Source organism: Sandaracinobacteroides sp. A072 (assembly GCF_052616365.1).
Genome location: NZ_JBQXGU010000003.1, coordinates 139,699 through 152,610, shown reverse-complemented (window position 1 = coordinate 152,610; position 12,912 = coordinate 139,699). Strand labels below are relative to the sequence as shown.

Annotated in this window: 10 protein-coding genes and 1 other RNA gene; 4 read left to right on the top strand and 7 right to left on the bottom strand. The window is 69.2% G+C overall.

Annotation, left to right across the window (positions count from 1 at the left end; translation table 11 throughout):
- The first annotated feature begins 18 nt into the window (after positions 1–18).
- Complete coding sequence (locus tag ACUJ46_RS09690) at positions 19–468, top strand: nucleoside deaminase (protein ID WP_445390278.1); 450 nt, start codon at positions 19–21, stop codon at positions 466–468.
- On the opposite strand, the gene aroB is transcribed toward ACUJ46_RS09690, so the two are convergent.
- Complete coding sequence (gene aroB, locus ACUJ46_RS09685) at positions 465–1,568, bottom strand: 3-dehydroquinate synthase (protein ID WP_445390277.1); 1,104 nt, start codon at positions 1,566–1,568, stop codon at positions 465–467. The two genes, ACUJ46_RS09690 and aroB, sit on opposite strands and share 4 nt — an antisense overlap.
- Positions 1,568–2,113 (bottom strand): shikimate kinase, encoded by a 546-nt coding sequence (locus ACUJ46_RS09680; RefSeq protein WP_445390554.1) that lies wholly within the window; start codon positions 2,111–2,113, stop codon positions 1,568–1,570. The genes aroB and ACUJ46_RS09680 overlap by 1 nt, the downstream gene beginning before the upstream one ends.
- 84 nt (positions 2,114–2,197) lie before the next feature.
- Between ACUJ46_RS09680 and ACUJ46_RS09675 the strand changes: the two genes are divergently transcribed.
- A complete protein-coding gene (locus tag ACUJ46_RS09675; protein WP_445390276.1) occupies positions 2,198–4,078 on the top strand; it encodes a hypothetical protein in 1,881 nt (626 codons plus the stop codon).
- A 66-nt stretch (positions 4,079–4,144) separates the two neighbouring features.
- Here the strand turns inward: ACUJ46_RS09675 and trpE are convergent, their stop codons facing one another.
- On the bottom strand, positions 4,145–5,686 hold the full coding sequence (gene trpE, locus ACUJ46_RS09670) for an anthranilate synthase component I (RefSeq protein ID WP_445390275.1): 1,542 nt from the start codon (positions 5,684–5,686) through the stop codon (positions 4,145–4,147).
- 3 nt (positions 5,687–5,689) lie between these two features.
- Complete coding sequence (locus ACUJ46_RS09665) at positions 5,690–7,636, bottom strand: peptidyl-prolyl cis-trans isomerase (RefSeq protein ID WP_445390274.1); 1,947 nt, start codon at positions 7,634–7,636, stop codon at positions 5,690–5,692.
- A 265-nt stretch (positions 7,637–7,901) separates the two neighbouring features.
- On the opposite strand from ACUJ46_RS09665, the gene ACUJ46_RS09660 reads away from it, so the two are divergent.
- Both ACUJ46_RS09660 and recN read left to right on the top strand, forming a co-directional pair.
- On the top strand, positions 7,902–8,723 hold the full coding sequence (locus ACUJ46_RS09660; protein ID WP_445390273.1) for an outer membrane protein assembly factor BamD: 822 nt from the start codon (positions 7,902–7,904) through the stop codon (positions 8,721–8,723).
- 18 nt (positions 8,724–8,741) lie between these two features.
- Complete coding sequence (gene recN / locus ACUJ46_RS09655; RefSeq protein ID WP_445390272.1) at positions 8,742–10,388, top strand: DNA repair protein RecN; 1,647 nt, start codon at positions 8,742–8,744, stop codon at positions 10,386–10,388.
- Positions 10,389–10,471: 83 nt separating this feature from the next.
- On the opposite strand, the gene ACUJ46_RS09650 is transcribed toward recN, so the two are convergent.
- The 3 genes from ACUJ46_RS09650 to ffs all read right to left on the bottom strand — a co-directional run bounded on the left by ACUJ46_RS09650 (position 10,472) and on the right by ffs (position 12,825).
- Positions 10,472–10,789, bottom strand: coding sequence for a YbaB/EbfC family nucleoid-associated protein (locus ACUJ46_RS09650; RefSeq protein WP_445390271.1), 318 nt, complete (start codon positions 10,787–10,789; stop codon positions 10,472–10,474).
- Positions 10,786–12,603, bottom strand: coding sequence for a DNA polymerase III subunit gamma/tau (locus ACUJ46_RS09645; protein WP_445390270.1), 1,818 nt, complete (start codon positions 12,601–12,603; stop codon positions 10,786–10,788). Before ACUJ46_RS09645 ends, ACUJ46_RS09650 begins: the two co-directional genes overlap by 4 nt.
- Positions 12,604–12,730: 127 nt before the next feature.
- Positions 12,731–12,825: signal recognition particle sRNA small type (gene ffs / locus ACUJ46_RS09640), an RNA gene on the bottom strand.
- Between the last annotated feature and the right edge of the window lie 87 nt (positions 12,826–12,912).

The window sequence follows — 12,912 nt, the reverse complement described above, 5'->3', positions numbered from 1 at the left end:
GCCCGGCATGGCCTGCCCATGCCCTTTCCACCTTCCCCGCACATGGCCCGCGCGCTCGAACTTGCCCGGCAGGCGGCCGGGGCCGGTGAAGTGCCTGTCGGCGCGGTGCTGGTGGGCGGGGATGGCCGTATCCTGGCCGAAGCGCATAACCGCACACGCACCGATCATGACCCGACCGCCCATGCCGAGATGCTTGCCCTGCGGGCGGCCGCGCGCGTGGCTGGCAACGAACGGCTGCTTGATTCGACCCTGTGGGTCACGCTGGAGCCGTGCCCCATGTGCGCCGCCGCGATCGCCGAGGCGCGGGTGAAGCGGCTGGTCTATGCCGCGCCCGATCCCAAGGGTGGCGGTGTGGAGCATGGCCCGCGCATCTTCGCCCACACGCGCCATGTGCCCGAGATCGTGGCGGGCATTTCAGCCAGCGCCGCAGCCGAAATCCTGCGTGGCTTCTTCGCCAGCCGGCGCTAGCGCGCAAGGTCTTCCACGAGGAAGGCCGTGACCTCTTCGAGCGGCACGCCCTTGGCGACAAAGGCATCTCCGATGCCGCGCGCCAGAATGAAGGGCAGGCCGGAAGAGGTCATCTTCTTGTCGTGCAGCATGTGGGCGACGAGCCTGTCGGCGGCATCCGGGGCGATGCCGGCCTCGCCGGGGAAGGCCATCAGCCCGGCCGATTGCAGATGCGCCGTCAGCCGTTCCGCATCGGCGGGCGGGCAAAGGCCGCGCCGGGCCGAGAAGCGGAAGGCCTGCGCCATGCCGATCGCCACGGCCTCTCCGTGCAGCAGGCGGCTGGAAAAGCCGGTTTCCGCTTCCAGCGCATGGCCGAAGGTGTGGCCCAGGTTCAGAAGCGCGCGGATGTCGTCCGTCTCGCGTTCGTCGGCGGCGACGATGGCGGCCTTGGCGCGGCAGCTTTGCGCCACGGCATGGGAAATCGCTTCCCGGTTGCCCTTGAGCAGGTGGGCGGCATTGGCTTCGCACCAGGCGTAGAAGGCCGGGTCGGCGATCAGGCCATATTTCACGATTTCGGCATAGCCGGCCTTCATCTCGCGGTCCGGCAGGCTTTCCAGCAGGTCGATGTCGGCCCAGACGGCGATGGGCTGGTGAAAGGCGCCCACCAGATTCTTGCCGGCGCGCGTATTGATCCCGGTCTTGCCGCCGACAGAGCTGTCCACCATCGCCAGAAGGGTCGTCGGCACCTGGATGAAGTTCATGCCGCGCTTCACGATCGCTGCGGCAAAGCCTGTCAGGTCTCCGATGACACCGCCGCCCAGCGCCACCAGCACGTCCGAGCGGGTGACTTCCAGCGCCAGCAGTTCGTCGACCAGCCGTTCAAGCTGGGCGAAGCCCTTGGAGCCTTCGCCGGGCGGCAGGATGATGGGCGTGGGCGCATGGTCTTTCAGCCCTTCCATCAGCCGGGGCAGGTGCAGGGCGGCCACATGCGCGTCGGTCACGATGGCGACACGGCGTGGCTTCGCCAGGTTCGAAAGGCGCGCGCCGGCTTCGGCAAGGATGCCGGAGCCGATGGAAATGCTGTAGCTTCGGGCGCCGAGGCCCACATGAACGTCGATCATCAATTATGCGCCTTCGGTTCCCGGCGGTTGAGTTCCTGGAGTATCGCTTCCACCGCCAGTTCGTGCGGGCCGTTGCCAGACACGATGCGGATGGGCGCCTGACTGTAGCAGGGTGCGCGCACGGCCATCAATTCGCTGAGCACCTGATGCGGGTCCCGGCCCACGAGCAGGGGCCGGTGATCCCGCTTGGCAACCCGCTGCACCAGCACGTCGATCGGCGCATCGAGCCAGATGGCCGTGCCTTCCGCCAGGATCAGCGCGCGCGTTTCCGGGTCGACGAAGGCGCCGCCGCCGGTCGCGATCACCTTGTGCCCGCCCTCCATCAGCCGCTGGATGACCCGCCGCTCGCCGTCGCGGAAATGCGGCTCGCCGAAGCGCGCGAAGATTTCCGAGATCGGCATGGCCGCAGCCACTTCGATTTCCGTATCGGCATCGACGAACGGCCATTTCAGCCGGGCGGCAAGCCGCTTGCCCACGGTGGACTTGCCGGAGCCCATCAGGCCGACGAGCACGATCGGGCGTTTGCGCCAGTCGGGGCGCAGCATGGGCACCGCTGCGCCGCCGGACTCGGGCGCGGCTGGTGCCGGGGGGGCTTCCACAGTCTTCACGCCCGCCGCTATAGGGTTGGCATGCCGAGGCTTGCAAACCCCCACGTCCTTCTGCTGGCCAGCGCGCTCGGCATGGCTCTTGCCGCCCATGCTCCGCTGGTGGCCGGGCAGGCCGCTCCGGCCGGGCGAACCGCCCAGCCTGCCACCCAGCCAGCCGTCCAGCCGGCACAGGAAAAGGCGCAGCCGCGCGGCCCGCGTTCGCTCCTGCCGGATGATCTGCTGCCCGCCCCCGCACCGGCGCCTTCGCCTGCCCCGCTTCCGCTTCCCGCACCCACCGCCCCGGCGCCGGGCGGAGAGGATCGGGCCGACCGGCAAGTCCCGGCGCTCGACGAGGACCCCTTCGGCGTGTTCGGCGCCAGCAGCGGCGATGCGCCCGAGGAGGAAGAGGCCGGGGAAGAAGCCGATGATCCGATGGCGGCGCTCATCGGGCCGCTGTCACAGCCCGAAAATGCCGGCATCCTTTCACCGGCTTCGGGTGGCTACAGGCCCGACCTGTTCCAAGGCTCCGACGCGCGTTTCCTGGCCACGCTTTTGCACCGCATCGATTCGCCGCTCGCCAGCCGCTGGGCGCAGGTGATGCTGCAACGCGCGCTGCTGACGCGTGCGACCGCGCCCGGTCCGGTCAACCCGGCCGACTGGGTGGCCGCGCGCGGCGCTGCCCTTGCCGCCATGGGGGCGGGCGCCGATGCCCATCGTCTCGTTTCCCGCATCGCCATCGATCGCTACACCGAGCGCCTCTATGCCGTTGCCGCCCAGACGGCCCTCGCCAGTGCAGATCCCATGGCCCTGTGCCCGCTTTCGCCGACGGCGCGGGCCGTCCTGCGCACGCCCACCTGGGTCCTGTCTGACGCCATGTGCCTTTCCATCCTGGGCGATGAAGTCGGGGCCTCCGTCCTCTTCGACCGGATGCGCAGCCGCAATGCGGCCAACAGCTTCGACATCGGTCTTGCCGAGCGCCTGTCCTCCGCCGCCGGCGGCGGCAGGCGGGGCGCCAACCCGGAATGGGCCGAAGCCGGCGGCAGGCTGACGGCATGGCGCATCGGCCTTTCCGCCGCCGCCGGGCTGGAGCTTCCGCAAGACCTCGTGGATGGCGCAAGCCCGGCCCAGAAAGCCTGGATGGTGCGTTTGCCCACCCTCTCCATTGGCCGCCGGGCCGCTCTGGCCCCGGAGGTCGCGGCGACCGGTGCGATCAGCGCAGCAGAAATCGCGCGCATCCTTGCCGCCGAAGTGGAAACGCTCGAATCCTCGGCCGCCGGCGGAAGCCCCGGTGGCCAGCTGCGCCGGGCCGCTGTCGCGCCTGACATGAAGGACCGGCTGGCGGCGCTCAAGGCGCTCTGGTCGCGCGCCCGGCCCGGCACCCCCGGCCATTATGGCCTGCAGGCGGCGGCGGCATCGGTTGCGCAGGCGATTCCCGCGTCTGGCGGACTTGCCGCGGATGCGCCCGCCATCGTCGCGAGCCTGAACGCAGCCGGATACAGCAGTTCCGCCCTGCGCTGGTGGCCGGCGATGGACGATGCCGATGAGGATCTGCGGGCCACGGTCTGGGCACATGTCGTTGCCCTTTCCGATGCCGTGCCGCTGGACCAGGGCCTGTACGACAGCTGGAGCGGGCGTGTTTCAGCCCATCGTGCAGCACTTCTGGCAGCGGGCCTTGCCGGCCTTGGTCGCGCGGGCCTCGAAGCGACCTATCCGGCGCTCGAGAATGACTGGACCCGCGCCCTCGATCGCGCCGTGTCGGCCGGCCGTGCCGGCGAGGTGATGGTGCTGGCGGCGACCGGTCTGAAGGGAAGCTGGGCGGAAGTCGCCCCCGATCACCTGCGCCGTATCGTGGCCGCGCTGGCGGCGACCGGCCATGCGGACGAAGCCCGCCACATCGTCGCCGAGGCCGCCAACCGGGGCTGATGGCCTCGGCGCATCTTCAGCGCATCCTTGGCGGGGTTCGGGCTGGCTGGCGGCAGCCCTGCCGGCTTACTGGCCGAAGCCGGGCTCACCCGCAGCGGCGAGCGCCGCGCGTGCCGCCGCGATGAGGGCGCCGGCCTTGGCCTCGCATTCGCGCTGTTCCATTTCCGGCACGCTGTCGGCGACGATTCCGGCGCCGGCCGTCACGTGCATCACGCCATCCTTCACCACGGCCGTGCGCAGGATGATGCAGCTGTCCATGCCGCCATCGGGCGCGAAATAGCCGACACCGCCGGCATAGGGGCCGCGCTTTTCGGATTCCAGTTCGGCGATGATTTCCATCGCCCGGACCTTGGGCGCACCCGAAACCGTGCCTGCAGGGAAGCCCGCCAGCAGGGCGTCGATCGAATCCGTGCCGGTCTTCTGCCGCCCCACCACGTTCGAGACGATGTGCATGACATGGCTGTAGCGCTCGATGGTGAAGCGCTCGGTCACGCGCACGCTTCCGGCTTCGGCCACGCGGCCGACATCGTTGCGACCAAGATCGAGGAGCATGAGATGCTCGGCCAGTTCCTTCGGGTCGGCCAGAAGCGACTGGCGGTTCGCTTCGTCCTCGTCCTCGGTGCGGCCGCGCGGGCGGGTGCCGGCGATGGGACGGATCGTCACTTCGCCGTCGCGTGCGCGCACAAGGATCTCGGGGCTGGAGCCGATGACCGAGAAGCCCGGCAGGTCGAGATGGTAGAGGAAGGGCGAGGGGTTGATGCGCCGCAGCGCCCGGTAGAGCTGGAAGGGCGGGAGCGGGAAGGGCAGGGAAAAGCGCTGCGCCAGCACGACCTGGAAGATGTCTCCGGCCGCGATATAGGCTTTTGCCCGTTCCACCATCGCCCGGTAGCGCGCCGGGTCGACTGCCGGGTCCGGCGAAACCTCGGGCAGCACCACGGCTGACGGACGCGCCGGAAGCGGGCGGGAAAGGCGCGCGGCGGCAGCCCCGATCCGCTCGTCCGCCTGGGCGATCGCATCCCCGGGCTTGAGGCCACTGTCGGCATAGATGGGGGCCACCAGCGTCATCGTATCGGCCAGCCGGTCGAAGACGAGGATGAGGCCCGGCCGCACGAACATCATGTCGGGCACGGCGAGCGGATCTTGCGCCGGCACGGGAAGACGCTCGACAAGGCCTGCCGTTTCATAGCCGAAATAGCCGACGAGGAAGGGAAGCGCGGGCGGAAGGCCTGCCGGCACATCCATGCGGATGGAGGCGACGAGGGCGCGCAGGGCATCGAGGCTTGGCGCCGTTTCGGGCCGGAAGGCGGCCGGATCCGTGCGCCACTGGCGGTTCACCTCGGCGGCGGAGCCTTGCGCGCGGAAGGCGAGATCGGGATCGAGGCCGATGATGGAATAGCGCCCGCGCGTGCGGCCACCTTCCACAGATTCCAGCAGGAAATCGCCGCGCCCGGGTTGCGAGAGCTTGAGCCAGGCCGAGACCGGGGTTTCGGTATCGGCGTCGAGCACGAGATGGCGGCAGGCGTGGCGGCCTGCCTTCAGGGCATCGGCATCAGTGCCGGAAATGGCCTGCTGGCCGGAATTGCCGGCCGCTGTGTCTGCAATCGCCATGGCCTAGTCGATGGTCTCGCCGATGGTCTCGCCAGTGAGCCGGCGGTTCACGGCCTTCAGCTGATCGGGCCGGCGCACCACGCCGGCCTCGCGCTCGATGGCGCGAACGAAGGTCTCGACCATCTCGTCGCTCGTGTCGCGCAGCATCGACTGGCGCACGGCTTCGGCAAGCTGCGGCGCTTCCGAAAGCGTGCCGGGCTCGATGCTGTCTACCATGACCACGAACCAGCCCTGCCCGCCGGGGGCTGGCAGAACGCGCGCCTGGCCCTTCGGGGTTGTCAGCAGTTGCAGCACGGGCGGTGGCACCTGCTGGCCGCGCTGGGCCATCTGGGTGAGTTCGAGGCGGCGCACGGTCAGCGGTTGCGGCGCCGGCAGGTTGCGGCCGGCCACCAGCCTGTCGAGCGCCTCGCCCTTGCCGAGGGCCTGGGCTATGCGTTCTGCTTCGGCCCTGGCGGCGTCGGAGCGTGCCTTGATTTCCCAGGCCAGCGCCACATCCTCGCGGATCTTGTCCAACGGCACCAGGGTCGGTTGAAGCACGTCGGTCACCTCGAAGATGACGTAGCGGTTGCCCTCGATTTCGGTCACCTGCGGCCCTTCGGCGGCATCCGCGGCGAAGACTGCCGGAAGCAGCGGCTGCGCCACGGCGGTGACGGCATAGTCCGCGTCGAACTGGCGGCCATCGGCCGTGAGCGGCGGGGATTCGCGGATCTCGATGCCCAGGTCCTTCGCGACATCGGCAAGGGATTCGCCGCCCGTAAGCCGGTCTTCGGCACTGGCGACCGTATCGGCGACGAGATCGAGAAGCGCTTCATCCTGAAGCTTCTTCGTGATGGCGGCGCTGACCGTTTCGAAGGCCTGCGGCGATGCCGGGATGACGCGCGCGACTTCGGCCACATGGAAACCGAGGCGGCTTTCGACAGGGTCCGTCACGGCGCCAGGCTGCAGCGCGAAGACGGCCTTTGCCAGCGTGTCGGTCGTTTCGTCGGCAAGGCCGCTTTGGGTGCGGGTGCCAAGGGCGATGTCTTCGGCCGAGAAGCCTTCCTTTGCAGCGGCTGCGGCAAAGGAGGTGCCGCCGCGCACGGCGGCGACGAAGGCGCGGGCCTTTTCGGCATCGCGCAGGATGATCTGGTTGACCAGGCGGGTTTCGAGGCCGCCGAACTCCTGCGGATTCTCGTCATAATATTTGCGGACTGCGGCAGCCTCGGGCCTGGCCTTTTCGGCCAGCCCCTTCATGTCGAGTTCGGCAAAGCGGAAGCCGCGCCGCTCGGGGATGGTGTAGGCTCGGGCATTCTCGGCATGGAATGCCTTCAGCTGCGCATCGGTTGGCTTGCCGGGGTCGGCCATGGCAGCCGACGGCACCGGCAGGATGCGGCCCTTGCGCACTTCGAGGAGAAGCTCGGCGAAGGGCTCGGCATGGCCGCGCGGCACGATCTGGCCCAGCGACACGGGCAGAAGCAGCTGGCGGCGCAGCAGGTCGGAGCGGATGCTTTCGCGCAGTTCCGCTTCGCTCAGGCGTTGTTCGGCAAGAAGGCGGCGGTATGTGCCCTCGTCGAACTTGCCGTTCAGCTGCATGGCGGGAATGCTCGCAATCTCGCCATCGATCATGCGGCGCGAGACGATCAGGCCATTGGCATCGCCATAGCTGGCAAGCGCCTTGCTGGCGATCAGCTGCTGAAGCACCAGTTCACCGCCGCCGGCGGCGATGAAATCGGGGTTGGTGATGCGGGGGTTCGCTTCGCGCTCGCGGGCGACGGCGCGATCGAGAAGGCGGGTATAGTCCTGCTCGGTGATCTGTTCCTTGCCGACTGTCGCGAGCAGCTGCCCGCCGCCTGCTGCCGTGCCGCCGGGCCCTGTCGGCTGGAACAGGGTGAAGACCAGCGCGCCGAGCGCGAGGCCGAGTATGAGGATGCCGACCCAGGAGGTGACCGATTTGCGCAGAAAAGCGAGCATTCCCGTCCTTCTAGCATGGCGCCCCGGCCCGTGGCGTTGCCGCCGGGGCCGGGCCGGAACATGGAAACATTGGCGCCCGCCGGCGATATGCCGGGCGCGGGCAGAGGGTTCCTGTTAGCTGCATGGCGGGGCTTTGGCCAGCGGGCTGGCGGCCGGAAGCGGGCGTGCCGGCGGATGCTGCGCCCGGCCGGCGTGGGCATCAAATCGGCGAACCGTTCCGGACGCCGCTTGTCGCCTTTCCCTTCCGCCGGTAAGACGCGGCACCATGACCCTTTCCGATCTTCCCGCCCGCAGCGAGCCCGGCGCCCTTCGCAGGGGCCGGATGCTGGCTTCGGCCCTTCTGATCCTCTCGCTTGCCTTCACGGCCGGTTGCGCCCGCAACCGCGACAAGGCGCCCAAGGATCAGGCCTATATCGCGCGCGACGTGGAGACGCTCTACACCCTCGCCCGCGACACGCTGGAGGATGGCCAGTACCGCATGGCGGCGCTGATGTTCGACGAGGTTGAACGCCAGCACCCCTATTCCGTCTGGGCGCGCCGGGCGCAGCTGATGTCGGGCTTCAGCTATTATGCGGCCCGCCAGTATCCGCAGGCGATCATGTCGGCCCAGCGCTTCCTGTCGCTGCACCCCGGCAACAAGGATGCGCCCTACGCCTACTACATCATCGCGCTCAGCTATTATGAGCAGATCGCCGATGTCAGCCGGGACCAGAAGATCACCCAGCAGGCGCTGCAGGCGCTGCAGGAACTGGTGCGCCGCTACCCGGAAAGCCGCTACGCGGCCGACGCGCGCCTCAAGATCGACCTCGTGAACGACCATCTGGCGGGCAAGGAACTGGACATCGGCCGTTTCTACGCCCGGAACCGCCAGTGGATCGCGGCGACCGTCCGCTATCGCGCCGTGATCGATCAGTACCAGACCACCAGCCACACGGCCGAGGCGCTCTACCGCATGGTCGAAGCCTATCTGGCGCTGGGCATCCCGGAAGAAGCAAGGCGCTATGCAGCGGTGCTGGGGGCGAACTACCCGGGGTCGAAATGGTATGACCGGGCCTATCGCCTGGCGCGGGCGCACGGCGCCGGCTGAACCCGGCGGGGCGCGCCCATGCTCCTCAGGCTGGCCATCCGTGACCTCGTACTGATCGAGCAGTCCGCGCTCGAACTGGGGCCGGGCCTCTCCGTGCTCACGGGGGAGACCGGGGCCGGCAAATCCATCCTTCTGGATGGCCTTGGCCTGGCGCTGGGGGAGCGGGCGGACGCCGCCATGGTGCGCAAGGGCGCGGCCCAGGCCAGCGCCACGGCGGAATTCCGCGTGGAAGCGGATCACCCGGCCCTTGCCCTGATGGCGGAAAACGACCTCGCCATCGACGAGCCGGGCCTCATCCTCCTGCGGCGCACGCTGAAGGCCGATGGCGGAAGCCGCGCCCATGTGAACGACCAGCCCGTCTCAATCGGCCTGTTGCGCCAGCTGGGCGCGCTGCTGGTGGAGGTGCATGGCCAGCATGACGAGCGCGGCCTGCTGAACCCGCGCGGCCACATGGCCCTTCTCGATAGCTATGCCGGCCATGGCGCATTGCTGGCCGAGGTGGCCGAGGCCCATGCCGACTGGCGGGCGGCAAGGGCTGCCCGCGAGGCCGCCGAGGCGCGCGCCGAAGCCGACCAGCGCGACCGGGAATGGCTGGAGCATGCAGCCGCCGAACTCGCCGCGCTGAAGCCCCTGCCCGGCGAGGAGGCTGAGCTTTCCGAACTGCGCGCCACCATGCAGAAGGGCGCGCGGCTGGCGGAAAGCCTGGAGGCGATAGAAACGCTGGTGTCGGCAGCCGATGGCGCCCTGTCGCAATTGCGGCAGGCAGCCCGCCGGCTGGAGCGTGTGGCAGATGCCGAGCCCGAGCTTCAGGCAGCGCTGGATGCAGTGGACCGGGCGCTGGTGGAAGGCGATGCCGTGGAGGCGGCGCTGGCCACGGTGCGCGCCCGCACGCAGGTTTCACCCGATTCGCTGGAGGCCGCCGAAGCCCGCCTGTTCGACTTGCGCGCCATGGCGCGCAAGCACCGTATCGAAGTGGAAGCGCTGCCCGCCCTGGCGGACGAGCTGAAGGCGCGGCTGACTGCCCTTGACGATGCCGCCCACGGGATTGCCGGGCTTGCGAATACCGAAGGCGAGGCCCTGAAAAGGCTGGAAGGGGTTGCCGCGCGGCTGACGGCGGCGCGGGCGGACGCCGCGCTCAGGCTCGATGCCGCCGTCAATGCCGAGCTACCGGCCCTGAAGCTGGAAGCGGCGCGCTTCCGTACGGCGCTTGCGCCTGCGCCGCTTGCCGCGACCGGGGCCGATCAGGTCCAGTTCGAGGTGGCGACCAACGCCGGAACCGGTTTCGGCCCCTTGACGCGCATTGCCTCGGGCGGGGAGATGAGCCGCTTTGTCCTTGCCCTGAAGGTGGCGCTTGCAAGCGCGGGAACGGCGGGCACGCTCATCTTCGACGAAATCGACCGGGGCGTTGGCGGCGCAACCGCCAGCGCAATCGGCGCACGCCTTGCTCATGTGGCCAATGGCGCGCAGGTGCTGGTGGTGACACACAGCCCGCAGGTGGCGGCTGCCGGCGCCTTTCACGCCCGCATCAGCAAGGCCTCGGGCCGCACGGACATCCGCCCGCTCGACCGGGCCGAGCGGGTGGCGGAAATCGCGCGCATGCTTTCCGGCGCGGAAATCACGGCCGAGGCGCTGGCCCAGGCCGAGCGGCTTCTGGGCGAAGGCTGAAGGGGCGGCGAACCACCCCTCTGACCATCGGCAAGCGAGGATTGGAAGGCCAGGATCGGAGGGCCGGAGTCAGCAGACCCGGATCAGAGCTTGAAGCCCGGCGGTAGGGGCAGGCCGGCCGTCATCTTCTGCATTTCGGCGCTTGCCACCTGATCGGCGCGGGCGCGGGCATCGTTGAAGGCGGCGACGAGCAGGTCTTCCGTCATTTCCTTGCTGTCAGCCGACAGAAGCGAGGGGTCGATGTCGATCCTGATGATCCGCCCCTTGGCCGACGCCACCACCTTCACGAGGCCGCCGCCCGACACACCCTCGACTTCGATCTGGTCGAGGCCTTCCTGCGCCTTGGCCAGTTCCGCCTGCACATTCGTCGCCATCTTGATGATGTCGTCGATGCTTTTCATGCAATTGCACTCCTTTTCGTCTTTCCGGCCGTCAGACCATCGGGAAGCCGGACTTCTTCGAGTTCGGCATCGGGAAATGCCGCCAGCAACGCCTTGACCATCGGGTCTTCCAGCGCTGCGGCGCGAATCCCTTCGCGCTGGCGGCGCTCGATCTGCAGCAGGCTTTCCTCGCCGGCCTGCGCCGGATGCAGCTCCACCTCCCAGGGCTGGCCGGTCCACGCGGATAGGCAGCCGCGCAGCTGGGCGGCGAAATCCGCCGGCAGCGTGCCGATTCGGCCAAGCCGCAACGCGCCGGGCCGGATCGCCACGATAGCGACATCGTCATGCAGCTGCTTGGCGAGAAAGGGTTCGCGCTGGTCGGCAAACAGGCTGACGAGGCTTGCAGCATCCATCGGCGCGCCTGCCGCTTCCTGCCGCGAAGCGGCTGCGTCAGGCCCAAAGACATCACGCACGAAGACATCAGGACCCGCGTCCCTTGCGGCAGGCTGTTCTTCCGCCTGTGCCGGGATCTGCGTGGCTGGCGCCTGTGTGGCGGCAATGTTCGCCGGCGCCTTGCCTGCTGGCGCCGGGTCTGGCGTCTTGGCCGCGCGTGCCGGGCCAGCGGAAGAACCAGCAGGTGAATCGGCGGCGGCAGGGTTCAGCCCAGCCCCGCCTTCGCCCAGCAGCTTCAGCAGTTCGCCGGGATCGGGCAGGTCCGCGGCATGGATCGCGCGCAGCACGGCCATTTCGGCGGCCTGCTGCGGCACGGGGGCGTCCCGCACATCGGCATGCCCCTTCAGCAGCAGCTGCCACAGGCGGTGAAGCGCCGGGAAGGACAGCCGCTGCGCCCAGCCGATGAGCGCGGCGCGGTCGCTGTCCGACAGGGCAGGGTCCGCCATGCCGGACATTTTCGCGCGGGTGATGCCGTGCACCATGTCGAGAAGGCCGGCGATCAGCGCCTGCGGCTCTGCTCCGGCGGAATGGGCCGATTCGAGGGCCGCAAGTGCTGCACCCGCATCGCCTTCCAGTATGGCGCCCAGAAGCCCCGTCATGCGGCCACGGTCGGCAAGGCCCAGCATGTCCCGCACGGCGGCTGCCGTCACGCGGCCGTCCCCGGCCTGGGCGATCGCCTGGTCGAGGATGGACAGGCCGTCGCGCACGCTTCCCTCGGCGGCGCGGGCGATCAGCCGCAGCGCTTCATCCTCCGCTTCCGCGCCTTCGGCGGCCGTCACCTTCGCGAAATGGCTGGCCAGAAGATCGGCCGGCACACGCTTCAGGTCGAAGCGCTGGCAGCGCGACAGGATGGTGGCCGGAACCTTCTGCACCTCCGTCGTCGCGAAGATGAACTTCACATGCGGCGGCGGTTCTTCCAGCGTTTTCAGAAGCGCGTTGAAGGCCCCTTTCGAGAGCATGTGCACTTCGTCGACGATATAGACCTTGTAGCGCGCCGAGACGGAGGCATAGCGCACCGCCTCGATGATCTCGCGGATGTTGTCGACCCCGGTGTTCGAGGCCGCGTCCATCTCGATCACGTCCATGTGCTGGCCGGCGGAGATGGCGACGCAGTTGGCGCAGACGCCACAGGGGTTGATGGTGGGGCCGCCATTGCCGTCCGGCCCGATGCAGTTGAGCGCCTTGGCGATGATGCGGGCCGTCGATGTCTTGCCAACACCGCGCACGCCCGTCAGCAGCCAGGCCTGTGCAAGACGGTTGCGCGCGATCGCGTTGCCAAGCGTGGTGACGACGGCATCCTGCCCGATCAGCGCATCGAAGCCGGCCGGCCGGTACTTGCGCGCCAGCACCCGATAGGGGGCATCCTCGGGGAAGAGACTCATGCGCCCTGAGTGGCCCGGCGCGTGGCGAATGGCAAGGGGCGGACAGCGCCGGAAAGGGGCGAAATTCCACGCGCGGCGATGGACTGTGCCGGAGCCTGGGTGGAGCCAGAGATGTGGTGGAGAGATTGGGTGGGAGCCGGGGCGACCCGGGCCGGGATCGTTACGGCTGCTTCCTTCCGGACCTGACCGGGTTGGCGAGCGGTCCGTCCGCTCCGGCTCCCGCCGCGCATATGGCGATGCCCGCCGGAAAGCGCAAGCGCCGGCTTCTGAGGACCGCCGGAAAGCGCAAGCGCCGGCTTCTGAGGACCG